Raw genomic sequence first — 17,751 nt, 5'->3', positions numbered from 1 at the left:
CACGACAAAGGCCACAATAAAGTGGCCAATATAAAATATGATTGCTTAATGCCTGTTATGCAATTATGCGCCCTTGAAATACTTCTTAATGCCTTTCCAGCAATCCGAGTAGTTAGGTTGGCGCTCTTTGCCTTCAAGTGCATATTTAGTTGGTGAAATTACATAGCGTGATTCAAACATAAAGGCCAATGTATTTTCATAGCGCTGTGGTTCAAGCTCTGCATTTGAGGCTTTTTCAAATACGTCAGCTTCTGGGCCGTGCGGAGACATACAGTTGTGCAAGCTCATACCGCCAGGCACAAAGCCGTGTTCTTTTGCGTCATAGACACCCTCAATAAGGCCCATAAACTCACTCATAATATTACGATGGTAATATGGTGGGCGGAACGTGTCTTCAGCAACCATCCATCGAGGAGGGAAAATCACAAAGTCGACATTTGCAACACCTTCTTGGCCCGATGGAGAAGTTAACACTGTAAAGATTGATGGATCTGGATGATCAAAGCTCACAGTATTAATTACATTAAAGCGAGACAAGTCATATTTATATGGTGCGCTGTTACCTGTCCAGGCAACTACGTCTAGTGGCGAATGTCCAATATCACAGCGGAATAGGTTGCCATTAAATTTAGCTACAAGCTCAAAGTCGCCTTCAAGGTCTTCAAAAGCAGCAACTGGATATTGGAAATCACGTTCGTTTGTGTAGCCATTAGCGCCCACAGGACCGCGTTCAGGTAAAATGTATGGATGACCGTAGTTTTCACAAATATATCCGCGAACTTGTTCGCTGATTAGCTCAACACGAAACTTCAGCCCGCGAGGGATAACTGCGATTTCGCCTGGTTTAATAGCAAGTTTGCCGCACTCAGTGTGCAGTACAAGTTCGCCTTGCTGTGGAACGAATAACAATTCACCGTCAGCGTTGTAGAAATATCTACCTTCCATTGAAGCGTTTGCGACGTATACGTGAATACCGATACCAACTTGGCTGTTAGCACTACCATTGGCAGCCATAGTCACAAGGCCATCAATAAAGTCAGTCTTTTCTGCTGGTATTTCTACCGGGTTCCAACGCAGCATTGACGGTGGCGTTGGTACTTCAGTAATAGGACCAGTTCTTACCAGGCCATTGTCCATTGGCTGGTATTCACCTTGCAATACAGATGGGCGTATACGGTAGAACCAGTTTCTGCGGTTTTCTGCACGCGGTGCTGTAAACGCCGTTGTATTGTATTGTTCAGCATATAGGTCGTATTTCACTTTTTGAGGTGAAAACTGTCCAACCGGTAATGCGCCGGGTAGGGCTTCGGTTTCAAATTCGTTACCAAATCCTGTCAAATAGTCGAATTCTGTACTCATTTTACGTAGACTCCATTGATGTTTCCTGTAAGATACTCTCATGTGAGAGTAATTGCAAACATCCTGATAAAGATGTACTGTAAATAAATAATTACAAAAGTGAGAGGTACTTTGCACCGTGAGTAAACCAACTATTTTAGATATTAGCCAGTTTTTACCTTATCAGTTGGTATCTTTATCCGCTCAAGTGAGTGAAGACTTTGCTCAAGTTTATAATCAAGAGGCGGGTCTCACACAAGCCCAATGGCGCGTACTGTCTCATGTACTCAATTTGGAGTTTGCTACAGCTAGGCAAATTTGTGAGCTGGCAAATATGGACAAGTCCACCGTATCGCGCGCGATAAAGCAATTAGAAGAAAAAGGGTTAATGGGGTTGAACAAACACCCTGATGACAAACGCGCAACGGTGTTGCAAGCCACACCAGGTGGTATCAATTTATACGAGGTGTTGACACCAAAGGCGAAGGAGTGGGAGCGGGATTTATTGTCAAATTTTAGTGAGAGTGAAAAGGTTACTTTAAAAGCTTTGATCGAAAAGCTATCTCAGTCTGTCGAAAGAAAAGTGACTGGCTGAAAGTAATTGTCTAAACGATCATCGTAACTGCTACATATAAAATGAAGAGGGTTTTTATGACTCGTGAGCATAAATGACCTCTTCAAAGTCATCGATGGTTTAAACTGTTTTGTTTACTCCAGGCACCACCTGTCTCTTCATAACTTAAAATCCCTGTCTGCACAAAGCTAATTCATTTTCTCCGTATGTAACATATCTAATCGGCATTTTATAAAGCTCGTTCATGTTGTATCTGCTGGACGCGGTTATAGCTTTAAAAAGATGGCTGTTAGGCGGATATCGCACTACAGGATACTGTAGCTTTACTATGTGAGGTTTAAAAAAGAGTTTGTACAAAAGAATCATTAGTCAATGCATAGTCAATAAAAAGGCCAACATTAAGTTGGCCTTGACATCTAATTACATGTTTAAGTTAGATATTAGAATGTGTAACGAACACCGATTTTAGCGCGCCAAGCTGACTTGTTTTCATCGATTTCGTTGAAGTTACGTACGTCTGCACCACCGAATTTATTCTCGATAATGATTTTGTCGTCGTCAGTTAGACCACCAAAGTCATAGATACTTTGGTTAGGGAATCTCAAGCGCTCTTCTTGACCCCAGTCGCTATTTAGCATGTTCGCGAAGTTCTCGATCATGACATAAAACTGAGCTTTATGGTCTTTGTAGAAACCTGGGATCTCTTGTTTGAAGCTGACATCCATAGTTGTAACCCAAGGTTGTCTGAACGTGTTGCGGTCAAGGATTTGACCACGCTCAGAGATACCTGCGCGGTTTAATAAAGTTTCAAGTTGTGACCAGCTGAAACCTTCAGCATATTCTACATTCTGATCATCAGGACCTGATGGAATGTATGCTAGGTATGCGCTATTCGAGTTGAAGTCACGAGTATCACCGTAGTCTCCATCTCTAAAGAAGCCCATAACATAGCTATATGGACGGCCTGAACGACGCTCGAAGAATAGGTTAAACTTAGAGTCATAGCCATCGAAGAACTGAGTCGTGTAGCTAACATTCAGTTTCAAGCTGTGCTCAATTTCATAGTAACCAGTTGCAACGTGGTCAACGTTACGGCTTTGTGTAACTGCATGTTTATAGTTACTTTGCGCACGAGATGATGAACCTGGCGATACGTCTTCAATGTCTTGATGCGTATAACTTGCAGACACGTATAGGCCATTATCAAACTCTTTAGCTAGTGATGTGCTGAAGATAATAGAGCGAACATCTTCAGATGCATTAGTCATCATAATATCGAAGTTTTCAGCAGCATCGCCATCGTAGATTGACTCGTACTTAACGCGACCATCTTTAGAAGTGCCGACAGGCTTAAGTGCTGTGTTTTTCCAAATCGCTTCGTTTTCTTTGATGTGGTAAGAAAGCTCTGCTGACCATTTAAATCCATCGCCTAGTAGCTCTGAGTCAAATTCGTAGTCAAAACCTACTTGAGCACGGATACTTGAAGGTAGTTCAAAGTTAGGATCTGTATAGTTTGTGCTACCTGCGCCTTTAGCCAGTGTATCTTGTACACTTGCAGGAACAGAAGCAAAGCCTGCGTTGTTAACTCTTAGAGCGTCTGCTTGTGCACGGTTGTTGTTAACTTCTACATATTGGTCAACAGCTGTATTAGAAGCTGTAACGTATGTTAGACCATCATTTTGGTAAGGGTTGTTATACCAAACATTTGGAATACCGCCTTGGAAGCGGCCGATACCACCATTGATTGTTAGTGCTTCAGTTGCATAGTACTTAAAGCCAATACGAGGAAGGATAATGTCGATGCCGTCTAAGTTTTCTTGGTTAGAGAAACCGTACGTTTCAGTAAATGCAGCATTCAAAGTAGGCTTATCGCTTGAAGATAAACGCTCATAACGTAGGCCAACATTTAATTCTAAATCGTCAGTTGGGTAGAACTTGTCTTCAATATATAGAGCTATTTGCTTACGAGTCGCGTCGTATGCCAAGTCATTCACATTATTTGTATATGCATTACGGTAAGAGAATTCGTCTAGTGTACCAGAGGCGAAATCATCTAGAGAGTTAAATGTCCAAGAACCCTTGGTGTTCGCGCCAAATAAGTTATACAGACGTAAGCTTTCTAATTGAGCACCGAAGTTAATTTCATGGTCACCGTAGAAGTAAGTACCATCAAAAGTGAATGTTGCCGTTTCAGTCTCAGAAATGTTCGCGTGACGGAATTCATCGCGACCAAAGTTAAAGCTTGGTGAACGACCACCATCAATGTGAACTTCAACAGTACCTAAGTCTGAGTTATTCATACTTTCGCTTTTAACATCTTTATAAGCGAAGCCAATTTCAGTTGAGAAGCTGTCAGTCCAATCTGAATAAACTTTTGTAGAGAAGTTATTGAATGACTTCTCTTCAGTGAAGCGACGAGAAGCAAGTAAAACCTCATCACCACCTTCAGAGTATTCACGATCTTGATTGTCATCTTGCCACTGGTAAGTGAAATCAGCACGGTGTGCATCATTGATGTTCCAGCTTAATTTCACAAGTAGAGCATCGTTTGTACTTTCTGGATCACCACCTAGGGCACCATCTAAGCCATACGTGTTTTGTAAAATGCTGTTGAAGCGATCAAAATCTGCTTGAGCGATATCGTGCTCATGAGTTGTGCCAGCACCTTCCCAACCGTAAGAAAGCTCTTTAGTTTGAGTCCATGAGTTGTAGTTTACAAAGTAGAAAAGCTCATCTTTTAAGATCGCACCACCTGTACTAAAACCATAACGGTTTTCGTTCAGGATAGAGTCATCAGAAACCGTTTCGTATGTACGGTGGCCAGCTTCATCTCGCTCACCAGCAATCTCGTTGATTGAGTCTAATTTACCAGCTAGGCTCGGGTTCGAGAACTCGTAAAAGCCTGTGAAGGTATAATCATTCGAACCTGACTTTGTAACAGCGTTAATTTGACCACCACCGAAGTTACCTTTTTTAGCAGAGAATGGTGCTGCGTCTACAGAAACCTGCTCAATAGCATCTAGTGCAACTGGTGGCTGCTGAGTAGGGTAGCCTCCAGAGCTTAGACCGAAATCATCATTTTGACCGATACCGTCAACTGTGAAGCTATTTGTTTTTGGGTTGTTACCAGCGATGGTCAATTCACCTGCGCCGTTTACAGAAGCTAGTGGATTCAAACGAGCCACGTCTTTCAGGTCGTTGTTGAAACTTGGCATGTTTCTAATTGTTTCTTCACCAAATACGCTTGAAGAACCACCTGCTTGCTGAACAATTTTGTAACCTGAAATTGAGATAGTTTCAATTTTCTTTGGCTCTAACTGAGAAGTTACACGACGAGTTTGGCCTAAGTCTAAATAAATGTTGTTTAGCTCAGAGTCGCGGTAAGCGTCAGAATCAAGGATAACCTTGTATGGACCGCCTACACGAAGACCTTTTGCAATGAATGCACCAGAGTCGTTAGTTACAAACTGGCTAACAGTACCAGTAGGTTCGTGAATGACAGTTACTTTAACGTTTGCGGCGGCATTGCCTTCAGGAGTAGTTACTTTACCTCGCATCGATGAAGATGTTTCAGAAGCAAAAGCTGAAGCAGACACGCCTAGGGCTAAGACTAAAGCACCAGCTACTTTAGTTAAGCGAACGTTTTTCATTATGTTGTTTCCCGTGTTATTAGGTTTATCAGTTAGTTTAAATATCATTTTTCAAAGCTTTTATTTATTAGCAAGCGCATTAACTAAAGGCTTTGAGTTATTGTCAAAAATTTGGTTTAGCAACCCAGCCAATCTATATCCGCCTTGTTGAAGGCGTATTTTAATTGTCGGTGTATGTTTATATATATAACCCCAACTTATTTCAGTTTCATTGCTTTCGTATATGTCCTCAGCAATTTTATTGGATTCCAATAACCAATCAGAAGGTGTGCTGTTTAAATAGTTAGCGATTAACTGTTTGTCTGAGGTAGTAATGAAGCGAGTAAATTCTGTGAAAGATAACTTTTGGTATTCCACTAGCTCCGTGTCAAAAACTTTATGAAGATTAGTAGACTTTCCAAAAAATTCTACATCAATTTTATTTCCGCCTAAATCTTCGGCTCGTCCAGCATGGAAAGGTTGGTGTGCGTCGCCAACTAAATGTACAAGGAACTTTAAAGCAAATTGCTTGTCTTTTAAGTCTGAGGAAGAATCTTTAAGTACATTTGCTGTGAAATTGATACCATCAAGAATGTGTTTTACTTCTTCTTTGTTTGAGATCTCAGGGTTGCTGTGGCGATGCATGTGCTCAGGTTTATCAATATTGATGTAATGCCATTTACCTGATTGCTTTTTCCAAAAGTGTGCCGAGTCAGAGCGCATTTCATCCGGCCAAGTGGATACTTCTGCTAATGTGTCGTCACCAAGGATCAATTGAATATGAGATGCAGTAGCGGGCGTTAAATAGCTCTGAGCCAACTCACCGATCACTCTGTGCCCGTTTTGACCCCAAGCAATAGCGGAGCTACTCACCAAGCCAAGGGAGAGTGCAAAAACTTTAATTGAACCTCTAAACATCACTTACTCGCCTAAATGTAAATCAGATAATTACCAAGTATTCTAATGAGGTCAATTGTCCGGGTTTTTAACGAAAATAAAAGGAGTCAAGAGTATTCATAATTTCCTATTAATAAAGTATTTAAATCAATGCCTTACGTCTTATTAGTAAAATTACCTGTTGCAATAAGTAAAGAAAGTTGATCTAATAAGCCTGTAGGAAATAAAAGAATCTAATTGATGTGAAATACAATCTTAAATTAAGCAATAATACAACCATTGTTACAGTTTTGTTTCTATCTGTTTTGGCATGTTTTTACTTGGCAAAGGCGCTCAATAGCCCTTCTGTGGTAGTGCTTCCTAATTTGCTTGAAAAACATATTCAATGCCAAACTCGCTCAGTATCAAATACACAGTCATTCAATGTGCATGTCCCGGTAAAAAAATTAGCAGACGCATTAGCACAAAAACTATGCTCAGATCCTGTGTTAGCAAAACAATTTGGCTTAGTAAATGTATATTGGAGTGGCAACTTAGCAGAGCAAATTGATTTCATAGCCAAAGGTCTAGCAGATTTGACGTTATCAAAAGACAATGTGATGAAGGCTTTGATGGCTGAATCCACTTACAGTTATAAAGCTGTTATTGGCTATCCCGAGTACACTGCATTTTTTATATCTAATAGAGAGAAGCCTAAGCTGGAAAAAGCCTACTTTTTAGATAAAAAAATTGGCCTATTAGACTATCCAACTAGCCGCTCCGGGCATATTATGCCAAAGCAAACCTTCAAAGCATTAGATATAGATATAGATGCGCTAAACATACAGTATGTTACATCTCACAAAATTTTACGCGACAAACTTTCGTCGGGAGAGTTAGATATTATAGCGACATATTGGAATGAAGCAGACGAAGCTCATTTCTCAAAAAATTATATAACTCCGACAGGGAGTAATATAAGTGGAAGCAAGTGGTATTTGAAAATGGTTAGCGACAACACTGAGCTTGCTTGTTCATTGCAAAGCCTATTGCATCAAGTAGCCCAAGACACAGGTTCAAGCTACTTTGATAGTATTAATGAATATTGGCAATGTAATACGTTTCCTTATGAGTTTTTAGGTGAGCGCGAATGAAGGAATTAAAAAAAGCGTTAGTGTTCTCTGTCTACCTAATATTTTTTCTATTCGTTTTTATTACGATGTCCAAATATACAATTGATGATGTCGTATATCATGACCTACAAGAAATTAAACTTAGAGTTTCGCTAGATAGGCACAGACTACCATTAGCAGATGCTATGCTGAATTATTCAGGAGATCCAGAAGCATTAGAGCTGTATATTGAGGGTGTGAACCAACATTTATCACAGCAAAACAGCCGTGTAACGCTCATCGCTATCTCAAATAAACCCATATCGCCAGCTAAAGGGGAGAGTGTTGAGCAGCTTGTAGCTCCAGGTAATAGAACATACTTATTATTAAAGGCAGACTACAGTCACAATTACTCTTTGCTTATATTTCCGCTGGTATTTGCAATGTTTAACTTTGCGCTTTTAAAAAATATTTCGAGAAGGAAGTATAAACAGCAGGTCCGTGAAGAGAAAAAGGTTGTTTTACCTACTCTGGAAATTCTTAAAATTGATTTATATTCCAAAACGCTACATCTTACTTCTAATAAAGAGCTAACGGTACAGTTAGCAAATAAACCCTTGTGCTTTTACCTAGCATTGCTTGAGTATTGTATGACGTATCCTGAAGCGTCACTAAATCAAAACAAAGACTTACCTGAAGAGCTATTGGATATGGCTGATAAGTATTTTCACCGCCTAGTTTCACTCGGGCACACAATTCGAAAAAGACCGAACTTTTCGAATAGCCTTGAAAAAACGCTCAGTGAAATTCGGGCGGCACTTGATGAGCTGTTGTCTGCAACACCTGAATTAAAAGCTAAGTATTATCCGCCTAAAGCTCATGGTGAGGGATCTCGATCAAAGCTGCATAGTTACGCTCTAACGAAAATAAATGAAGAAGATATAGAGGTAGTAGGTAAGTAAAGGTAAGAGGAGAGCATTCAGCGGGTCGCTTTATGCTCTCATCTGTTATTTAAATTTCAGGTCAAAGGTTACCTGTCTTTATTGGTGAATATTTTTCGATATAAGCTCTCAATACTTGCGCATCTGTGCTGTCGGTATTTTGATAGCTTTCCTTTTCGGTAATAACCGGGTAGCCATCTCCTCCAGCTGCATTGTAACTATTGATGCTCATTCTATAAATTCCATTAATATCAAATGGCTTGCCATTAATTGTCTTTATCTTGGCAAGGCCATTTTCAATACTAAAGTCGATTTTATGATACTGTAGGTAAGCACCTGCATCTGCCGGAAAGCTTCCTACGACACTGATATAGTCCACTAATTCAGGCCCTTGCCAGTCAATATAAGCAACGCGATTTCTAAATGGATGGACTTTCAAAATATCTTTGTAGTTTACATCGCCTTTTTTTATGCTTGCACGGATACCGCCACCGCTGATGATGCCAAAGTCTGCTCCTACAGCTTCAGTTTGTGCATTGATGATAAGGTCGGCCAATTTACTCTGGGTAAATCTAACTGTGTCTCTGCGGCCATCTAGGAAGGCATCTACATTACCAACTGCCCCAGCAAGTTTTTCCGCGCCTTTTTCTTGAAAGGGGAGTAAGAAATTATATAGGCTTGTATCCTTCTCAATTTCATTGGTGATGAAGTTACCTTGGTCATCTTTTAAATTGACGGGAACTAGTTCGTAACTAAGTAGTTCTTTGTTGCCATTCTCAATCTTAAAGACCGCCTTGCCCACATATTTGCCCCATTCATGGGCCTGCATAATCCAAGTACCATTTTGCTTGTCTGGCCAGCAAGCTTTACCTGGTGAAAAAGAAGCATCTTGCTTACCCATTTCATCTACACAGATCGGCTCCTGAGAGTGACCTCCTATGATCATATCTAAGGTGTTTGGTTTCAAATCTCTGGCTAAAGTGACGTCACCAGGAGCATTGATTCCGTGCTTGGCATCGTGATAATGACCCATGTGCGTTACTGCAACAACGACGTCAGGTTGATACGTCGATTTGATCATATCTACCAGAGGCTGTGTAGCAACCGCCGGCGTGATAAAGTCCAAGTGGCCGATATACTGTGGATTGGCGATTTTTGCAGTATCGACAGTGGTCAATCCTACAACAGCTATTTTTAGCTGCCCTTTTTGGATAATAGTGTAAGACTGGTAAGCTGGTTTATTGGTTTTTTTATCAATAATGTTGGCTGAGAGCAAAGGGAAATTAGACCATTTTATCTGCTTGTCTAGTACGCTCAATGGGTTGTCAAACTCGTGATTGCCAATGGCCATTGCATCGTAACCAATAATGCTCATCCCTTTAAAATCGGGTTCAGCTACTTGTAAATCCGACTCCGGAACGCCTGTGTTTATATCACCCCCGGACAGCAAAATAACACTATGCCCTTGTTTTACTGCGTCGTTGCGTAATTGGTCGATAAGGGTTTTTCGTGCAGCCATACCGTATTCACCATTTTCGTTGTGCCAAAATCGACCATGGTTGTCATTGGTATGTAGGACTGTTAAATATTGTGCATTGTCTTTTACTGTCAGTAATTGGCAGGCAGCTAAAAAACAAAGCAAAAACAAAGAAATAATTATGCGCATAAATTATTATAAAAATCTGAACTTATTTATGCGCGTAGTTTAAAGCAATTACACGAAAATGGCATTACAAAGTTGTGGGGTTTGAAGTATTGCGAGAACTGAGCACAGCCTCTTCTCTTCTATTGAGTTCGCTTTTCGCAAAATTCCGTTTTTTATGGTTGGTTTCAACCATCCAATTTAAAAAGCATGCGGGCAGTTTGCTATATGGTTCGCCTGCATGAATGCCAAAATCACAAATTTGCTCTTCATTCATTTTTTAGCCCCTGTTGATTTTTATATACTTGCCTTGTAGCACCAGTTTGAGAACTGAGCAATTTGCACGCAGTGTAGAGTGTTTTTGATTCAAAAAAAACACTTTTAATCATAAAAATTAACTTTTCTGTTCATTGAATGGGCTAAGTTATTAAATAGTGATAAAAAGATTCTTACTGAAGAACTTTTAATAGCGTTAGCTTGTCTATATTTAACAATCGGTTACACTTTTTTTTGGCTTGTGCTTGTGCATATCGGACATTACTATCAGTATATGACAATACATTCAAAAAGATAATCTAAGGCTATTTGCTTTAAGTACTGCTACTCGGCAAATATGCAATTTATATTGGGAACTTTATGAAAAAACTAATGGCACTAGGCGCTATCTCGCTTGGCATTTTGACAGCGTGCTCGACGACGACTTTCAACAACCAACCTGTACAACTTATTTCTGAACAGCTTGTGGTGAGCCCCAATGACGACCGTGCTTACAAAGTACTTACTCTAGAGAATGGCATTGAGGTTGTGCTTGTTTCTGATCCTAGTGCTGAAAAATCAGCTGCTGCTCTCAGCGTTGGTGTTGGTTTGCTTCATGATCCTATGTCTCAGCAAGGAATGGCACACTATTTAGAGCACATGTTGTTTTTAGGCACAGAAAAGTTTCCAGATCCAGATGGGTATGCGGAGTTTGTGCAAAATAATGGCGGCGCCAATAATGCGTATACTTGGTTAGATGTGACCAACTACATGGTTAAAATAAACAATGATGCTTACGACGAGGCACTGGACCGCTTTTCAGACTTTTTTAAGTCGGCAAAACTCTACCCTGAGTATACAGATAAAGAGAAAAACGCTGTAAATGCCGAGTGGTCGATGCGCAGAGAAATGGACTTTTTTGGGCAGTTCAAGTTGGCTAGGCAGCTTTTAGGTGACCATCCGTCTAACCGATTTTTGATAGGTAATTTGGAAACGCTCGGTGACAAGGAGAATAGTAGCCTGCATCAAGAAACAGTCGCTTTCTACAATAAATATTATTCTTCGAACATTATGAAACTCGCGATGGTTTCAAATATGCCATTGGCTGAGATGGAACAAAAAGCGATAAAACATTTTAGTACCATTAAAAATAAAAATATCCCTGAGCCAGAAGTAACTAAAAAGATAGACTTTAGCGAAGTAGGCAAAAAACGCATTCATTATCGACCGAATCAAGATGTCAAAGCGCTTAATGTCGAGTTTATAATTGAAAATAATATGTCTGACTTTGCCGTCAAACCTAACTATTTTGTTAGCTATTTATTGAGCAATGAAATGCAAGGCAGTCCAGCTCAAGTATTGAAAGAGCAGGGGCTTATCTCTTCGTTGACGGCAAACGCGTCGCCAAATCACTATGGTAATTACGGTGCATTAACAATTGATGTTCAATTGACTGATCAAGGAATGCAGCAACGCGAAACCATTGTTGCAACAATTATGCAGTACATAAACTTGATTAAAGAGCAGGGAGTTGATAGCAAGTACTTCGAAGAGATCAGAACATCATTGAATAATCAATTTAGATTCTTAGAAAAGAGTGATGAGTTTTCATATGTAAGTACATTAGCTGCCAATATGCAAGACTATCCATTAACACATGCGATTAATGCAAACTATCATTTTGCTCAGTTTGATCCAAAAGCAGTAAATCAGGTCCTAAAGCAGCTTAACTCCGATACCATGCGTGTTTGGTACATAAGTAAAGATGAGCCCGTTGACAGCAAGCTTCACTTTTATGATGGAGAATATAAGGTTGAGCCCATTGGGGAAAGTGAAGTTAAATCTTGGTCTAAACCCAGTCAGTTTGCTTTAGCGTTACCGAGTGTCAACCGATTGCTACCGGAAAACTTTGAGCTCAAAAACTCCGAATCTAAAGTGGTTGAAAAGGTATATGAGGGTAAGCGTATACATGCGTGGCTTAAGCCGAGCAAACGTTTTGGCGAGCAGCCAAAAGGGAAATTAGAAATAGTCTTAAACAGTGCTTTGCCAATTAACGATATCAATGCCCAAGTTGCTGCAAACCTTTGGGCTGATCTCTATGAGATTGAAAAAGCGAAGTTGATAACTGAAGCACACGTTGCAGGAATGGGTTTGGAGCTTAGCTACGCTAACGGCTTGGTGATGTCGGTTTCAGGCTTTACGGATAAGCAGCCAGTATTGATAGAAAAAGCGCTCGAAGGACTGGCCGTAACTCCAAACCAAAAACAACTCGAGCAAGCAATTGATCGATATGTTCGTACTTTGCAAAATAAAGAAAAGCAAATCCCATACTATCAAGTTTTTGGAGCATACAGGCAAGTTACTCGCGAAGGTAGTTTCGATACGGAGGCTTTGATTAAGGCTGCTAAAAATATGACTACCGATGGCTTTAAAAAAGCACAGAGTGAATTACTCAGTAATAACTTAGTGCGTGTATTTGGCTATGGTAACTACAATAAGCAAGATATCACTAATGTTGTATCTGGCCTAGAGGCCCATATAGGTAACGAAGTAAGTCAGGTTGATTATGTTAGGGCTGGTTTTTGGCAGCCAAAACAAGGTGAAGTGATCGTCTTACAAAAAGATACTGATGTAGCTGATGTCGCAGTTATTGATGTTGTGGTACATCCGGAGCCTGGTTACGCACAGAAAGCCGCAGCATTAATATTGAAGTCGCACTTAAGACAAAAAGCTTTCAATACACTACGTACTGAAGAGCAGTTGGCCTATGCTGTGGGAGCTATAGCGACTAGTATTGATGAACATTCGGCAATTGCGCTCTTTATTCAAACGCCGGTCAAAGATGTCAAGTCGATGCAAGCACGTTTTGACGCATTTAAGTTGGAATATGCAAAAGAGCTGGACAACTTAACCGCGGAAGAGTTTGAACAAATCAAAGCATCAACATTGGCTAACCTAAAAGAGGAACCTAAAAACTTAGCAGAAGAAGCGCAGCCTATTCTGACGGACTGGTATAAAAATGAATTGTCATTTGACTCAAAAGAGCAATTAATTACTGCGGCTGAGCAGGTCACAATGGAAGATCTTAAGTCTTATTTAAGTCATACATTGTTAAATGCAAAGGCACCAAGGTTAAATATTCAATTGAGAGGCAATAAGTTTTCTGAAAAGCCATTTGCTGACTTGCCTAATCAAAAGAAGATAAGCTCTCTAGAGGACTTGTATAAAAAAGTCAGCTACGAGTAGACTCTCGTTTACTTGCTACTACGGCACCTTCGATGCTGTGGTAACAAAACCAATATAGAGCACGGCTCTATATTGGTTTTTACAGCCTTAAAATAGAAAAACAAAAATATGTGGCGGGGGAGTTTGTGATGCCTGGAAATATAATAACAGTGTCTAAACGGTGTGAAATTAGAAAAGCGACTCTTGATGATGCTGATTTTATTATTAAGTTGCTCAATCAGCAGAGTTTTATCGAGTATATTGGTGACAAAAAGGTAAACAACCACCATACCGCAATCGAGTATATTGAACGCTCTTTTTTATCTCCCTATAAAGAAGGACTATGCGCTCCGTATATTGTTTATTTGCAATCAGGTGAGGCCATTGGGATTGCGGGTTTTTACCAGCGTCCTTATCTACAAGAGCCTGATTTAGGATATGCATTTTTAGATGATTATACAGGTAGAGGGTTAGCTTTTGAGACATGTGAACAGCTTATTGCTATTGCAAGTGAACACCTCAACATAGCCAAGCTTCATGCTATAACAGATGTTGAAAATCACAACAGCAAAAAATTATTAAAGAGGCTAGGCTTTGAAGGCAACGGGAAGATTTTTAGCCAGTCGCCTAACAAAGCTGATTGTTTGTTTACTTACTACTTTTGTTGAGTTGGGCAGTAAGTATTTGCTCAACATCATTTAACAGTAGCAGCCAGTTGCTTTTATGAGCTGCTACTAATGCATCGAAACCATCGTCCTGAAGCTGGTTTTCAAATGAAAATCGTTTTGTTTGAATCAATTGGGTATTGCCAGCTTGCAACTTGTAAAAATACCAATTGCCGCTGAGAATAGCGCCTTTTTCATAGTGACCTGCATACTCATCTACAACAAGCTTTAAACTGTAACGGGTTGTATTTAAATCGCCTGCCAACGTCCTAGGAATTATCGTCAAGCCTCGTTTATTTAAATAGCTCAGGGTTAACTGTGTCAGCATGTTTTCTGGGTGTTCAGCCCAGAAGTGAAAGCTTGCAATATTAACCGTATTGGGTTGAGTAAACTGAACAAATGCTTGTTGGTTGGAAACGCCTAAAATAGCTACCTGATCCAAGTAAATAGGTGTCTCTGGCGCGCCAATTTGTTTTTCGACCGACTGAGCCTGATCAGAGAACTTATAGTATTTGTGACCATCTGAGTTACTACTACAACCCATCATTAGTAAAGCTAACAAGCAAATTTGTAATGACGATTTCATTAACGCTTCCTCGGTACGGGATCTTCGGACGCGTTTTTATCGAAAATCAGCATGTTAGGTTGCTCATTTAGGCCTTTAGTTACTGGTTTTAAGGTGTTGGACAAGCTTTCTAGCTCACTCAGTGTATCGGTCAACTGATCCATTACACCAGAGCCTTGTTGATAGGTCGACAGGGTTTTTTCAAATTGTTTCAAGCTTGCGGTTAGCTGAGTCAACGTGCCCTGTAATTGAGTTAAATTCTTTTCCACTTTTTCTGGTACTTTTTTGTTGTTTAAATCTTTTATAAGTTGCTCAGTTTCAGCACCCAATTGTTTATATGCGGTGAGCGTGTCTTTGGCTTCACCCAAGGCTGCATCTAACGGCAAACTATTTAGTTTATTAAGCAATGCCATAACTTGTTCGGATAAAGCCGTAAATCCACTCGGTACACTGGGTAACACAGGATATACAGAGTGTTTGGCAATTGATTCCGGCTTGGCTGCACTATAAAAATCTAATTCTATATATACCGCACCGGTTAATAAATTACCACTTTTTAGCGATGCTCGTAGCCCATTTTCAATCCATTTTTCTATGTTTCCTTGCCAGTATTGCTTGGCCTGCTCATCTACCTCATAGATTCTGCCGTATTCTACCTTTATTAACACCGGAATCGACGTATTATTTTGTTGGAAGTATAAAGGCTGTCCATCTCGAACTAGTTGCGCTGGCACTTGCTCCACGGTACCAATACGCATTCCTCGATATTCGACAGGTGCGCCAGGCTTCAACCCCTTAATGGATTGTTCAAATTCAACAAGGTATAGATCAAATAAGTCAAATCGCCTCTCCAGTGCAACCGCAAAGTTTTTATGTAACTTATATTGAGTGTATTGCTGTGCAATAGAGTCAGCGACAGAGTTTGGCGGGTAATCAACAGAGATCCCGCCTTTGATCAATTTTGACAAAGAACCAGTAGAAACTTTGATCCCTTCGGTAGATAAGTCAACTTCTACGCCTGAGTTAACCCAAAAAATAACATTGTTAGAGATGAGTTCATCATAGGGGGAATTAACGAAAATTCCGTAGTCCATTTCCAGTGTCTTTTCGTTAAAACTGGCGGTTTCAACTTGTCCAATTTTGTAATTTCTAAAAAATATGCCAGTTCCAACGTCCAGAACCTCGGCGTTTGCTGCTTTGAGTTTGTATCTGACACCTTCAATATCGGGTGCAATGAGCGCAGGCTGATTCTGCATTGTAAAGAGGTTGGCTAAGTTACTTTGTTCTCCAGGTAAAAGCTCGATATAAACACCTGAAAGCAATGTGTTTAAGCCTGATATCCCGGTTTCATCGACCCGTGGTTTTACGGTCCAAAATTTGGCGTCTTCTGTGAGCAAAGTATCATAGTCTTTAAATATGCGTATGGTTGCAATAACTGCGTTTTGCTCTATTTGTAATTTGAGAGACTCAACAATGCCAACTTGCACACTTCTGACTTTCACCTCAGTTTTCCCTGCAATGATGCCGTCAGCATTATCCATTTTTAGAAAAATCGTATGGCCTTTATTAGATTGGTGTTGATAGAGCATCCATCCGGTGATTAAAACAGCGATGATAGGAACAATCCAAATTACAGAAAATTTTGGTTTGGATTCTATATAAGCTTTCTCATTCATGTTTATTCAAGTTATCCCACAATAGCCTAGGGTCGAAATGATTTACAGAGATTATTTGGCATAATACCATAGCAGTGAAAAACACAATACCTGATTGAGGTTCAACACTTAACACAGTACCAAGTTGCACTAGAGAAACCAACAAAATAACGACGAACACATCGATCATCGACCATTTCCCCATAAATTCAAGTGCTCTATACAACTTACTTGCCAATTTAGGCTGAGTGCATGCTTTAACTTGATAAAGTAAATAAAAGAGCGCGACCCCTTTAATGATGGGAATACAAATACTGGCGACAAAAATAAGAATTGCCACAGGGTAGGAGCCCGCATGCCACATAACTTCGACACCGCTGTAGATAGTTGCCTTGGTATGCAGTCCAAGATTGATGGTATCCATAATTGGAAGCGCCAAAGCAGGGATCAGTAAAACCATGGCAGTCAACATCCATGCCGCGCTTTTTTCTAGCGAATTTGTTTTTCGGTACTTTAGCTTTGATGTGCATCTAGGGCAATGTGTTGCATTACTAAGCTGGCCACAAACATGACATTTCTTTAAGGATTGCTGTTGTGCTCTGGGTGCACAAGTTTGTTCATCTGGACAATAAGTTATTTGCTCTCTTTCCCAGAGTTGTTCTTTACTGAGTAAGGATAGTGTTTCAATAAAACACAAAACAAAGAGAATATAAGACCAAAAACCAAGTCCAACCTCAATCTCTGCAAATTCAGTCAATTTGAAAGCACTGATCAGTACAGCCACAAGAAAAATATCTGCAAGATTAAGCGGCTTTAATAGCATCAAAATTCGTACTATGACGCGTGCATTGTGTGGATTTAAGTTTTTCCAAAGCGGGGAGTGAGCCAACATAATTAACACTAATGCAAGCAAAGGCATCAGCAAAATAGTAAAGGCGAGTAGCCCGGCCAACAGCGTACTAAAGTTGGTAGCGAGGAGCGAGATTGCTTCGATCAAGCTAATGGATTGTTTTAAACCATGTTGTGCATAAGAGATAAAATGAGGATGCAGGCTCACTATCAAAAAAAGTATTGATGACAAACCAAACGCATTTATGCTCTGGTTGTAGTTAACTTGACAGTGAGCCAACGTGTTACCACAATGCGGACATATGGCTCTTTGATGCTTGTCCATGTGTGCGATAGACACTAAATAATCACAATGTTGGCAAGCAGTTATCACAATATAAAATCACAGTAGAGATATATACCTCTATTGTGTTCCAGCATTTAAA

13 protein-coding genes are annotated in these 17,751 nt (G+C 40.1%); 5 read left to right on the top strand and 8 right to left on the bottom strand.

The genetic code is table 11. The annotated features are described in order from the left end of the window. Positions 1-63 precede the first annotated feature (63 nt). Positions 64-1,359 carry a homogentisate 1,2-dioxygenase gene (hmgA, locus tag N483_RS21505; protein ID WP_023397870.1) on the bottom strand — a complete coding sequence of 432 codons (1,296 nt, stop codon included), beginning with the start codon at positions 1,357-1,359 and terminating at the stop codon, positions 64-66. Between the two features lie 118 nt (positions 1,360-1,477). Here hmgA and N483_RS21500 point away from each other — a divergent pair, with 118 nt between their 5' ends. After that, entirely contained in the window at positions 1,478-1,933 is a 456-nt protein-coding gene (locus tag N483_RS21500) for a MarR family winged helix-turn-helix transcriptional regulator (protein ID WP_023397869.1), read from the top strand. A 419-nt stretch (positions 1,934-2,352) separates the two neighbouring features. Here the strand turns inward: N483_RS21500 and N483_RS21495 are convergent, their stop codons facing one another. Next, positions 2,353-5,562 (bottom strand): TonB-dependent receptor, encoded by a 3,210-nt coding sequence (locus tag N483_RS21495; protein ID WP_023397868.1) that lies wholly within the window; start codon positions 5,560-5,562, stop codon positions 2,353-2,355. A gap of 60 nt (positions 5,563-5,622) precedes the next feature. Next, complete coding sequence (locus N483_RS21490) at positions 5,623-6,459, bottom strand: S1/P1 nuclease (RefSeq protein WP_023397867.1); 837 nt, start codon at positions 6,457-6,459, stop codon at positions 5,623-5,625. 221 nt (positions 6,460-6,680) lie between these two features. Between N483_RS21490 and N483_RS21485 the strand changes: the two genes are divergently transcribed. Together N483_RS21485 and N483_RS21480 are read left to right on the top strand one after the other, a co-directional pair. Continuing rightward, positions 6,681-7,571: a hypothetical protein gene (locus N483_RS21485; protein ID WP_231105486.1), complete on the top strand. Its 891-nt coding sequence runs from the start codon at positions 6,681-6,683 to the stop codon at positions 7,569-7,571. Further along, positions 7,568-8,491: a hypothetical protein gene (locus N483_RS21480; RefSeq protein ID WP_023397864.1), complete on the top strand. Its 924-nt coding sequence runs from the start codon at positions 7,568-7,570 to the stop codon at positions 8,489-8,491. The genes N483_RS21485 and N483_RS21480 overlap by 4 nt, the downstream gene beginning before the upstream one ends. A 61-nt stretch (positions 8,492-8,552) precedes the next feature. Here N483_RS21480 and ushA read toward each other — a convergent pair whose 3' ends face one another. Together ushA and N483_RS21470 are read right to left on the bottom strand one after the other, a co-directional pair. Then, positions 8,553-10,136 (bottom strand): bifunctional UDP-sugar hydrolase/5'-nucleotidase UshA, encoded by a 1,584-nt coding sequence (ushA, locus tag N483_RS21475; protein ID WP_023397863.1) that lies wholly within the window; start codon positions 10,134-10,136, stop codon positions 8,553-8,555. 64 nt (positions 10,137-10,200) lie between these two features. After that, entirely contained in the window at positions 10,201-10,389 is a 189-nt protein-coding gene (locus N483_RS21470; protein WP_023397862.1) for a hypothetical protein, read from the bottom strand. A 359-nt stretch (positions 10,390-10,748) separates the two neighbouring features. On the opposite strand from N483_RS21470, the gene N483_RS21465 reads away from it, so the two are divergent. Both N483_RS21465 and N483_RS21460 read left to right on the top strand, forming a co-directional pair. After that, a complete protein-coding gene (locus N483_RS21465; protein WP_023397861.1) occupies positions 10,749-13,613 on the top strand; it encodes an insulinase family protein in 2,865 nt (954 codons plus the stop codon). Positions 13,614-13,741: 128 nt separating this feature from the next. Next, entirely contained in the window at positions 13,742-14,260 is a 519-nt protein-coding gene (locus N483_RS21460) for a GNAT family N-acetyltransferase (RefSeq protein ID WP_023397860.1), read from the top strand. Here the strand turns inward: N483_RS21460 and N483_RS21455 are convergent. The 3 genes from N483_RS21455 to N483_RS21445 are packed head-to-tail and all read right to left on the bottom strand — an operon-like array spanning position 14,241 to position 17,699. Then, positions 14,241-14,843 carry a PqiC family protein gene (locus N483_RS21455; protein ID WP_023397859.1) on the bottom strand — a complete coding sequence of 201 codons (603 nt, stop codon included), beginning with the start codon at positions 14,841-14,843 and terminating at the stop codon, positions 14,241-14,243. The genes N483_RS21460 and N483_RS21455 overlap by 20 nt on opposite strands. Continuing rightward, positions 14,843-16,498 carry an intermembrane transport protein PqiB gene (gene pqiB, locus N483_RS21450; RefSeq protein WP_023397858.1) on the bottom strand — a complete coding sequence of 552 codons (1,656 nt, stop codon included), beginning with the start codon at positions 16,496-16,498 and terminating at the stop codon, positions 14,843-14,845. Before pqiB ends, N483_RS21455 begins: the two co-directional genes overlap by 1 nt. Further along, a complete protein-coding gene (locus N483_RS21445) occupies positions 16,491-17,699 on the bottom strand; it encodes a PqiA/YebS family transporter subunit (RefSeq protein ID WP_036975133.1) in 1,209 nt (402 codons plus the stop codon). Before N483_RS21445 ends, pqiB begins: the two co-directional genes overlap by 8 nt. Positions 17,700-17,751 lie beyond the last annotated feature (52 nt).

It is taken from the genome of Pseudoalteromonas luteoviolacea NCIMB 1944 (assembly GCF_001625565.1).
Classification (GTDB): Bacteria; Pseudomonadota; Gammaproteobacteria; order Enterobacterales; family Alteromonadaceae; genus Pseudoalteromonas; species Pseudoalteromonas luteoviolacea_F.
The sequence above is the reverse complement of the archived record's forward strand: the minus strand, read 5'-3'. Positions and strand labels throughout refer to the sequence as shown.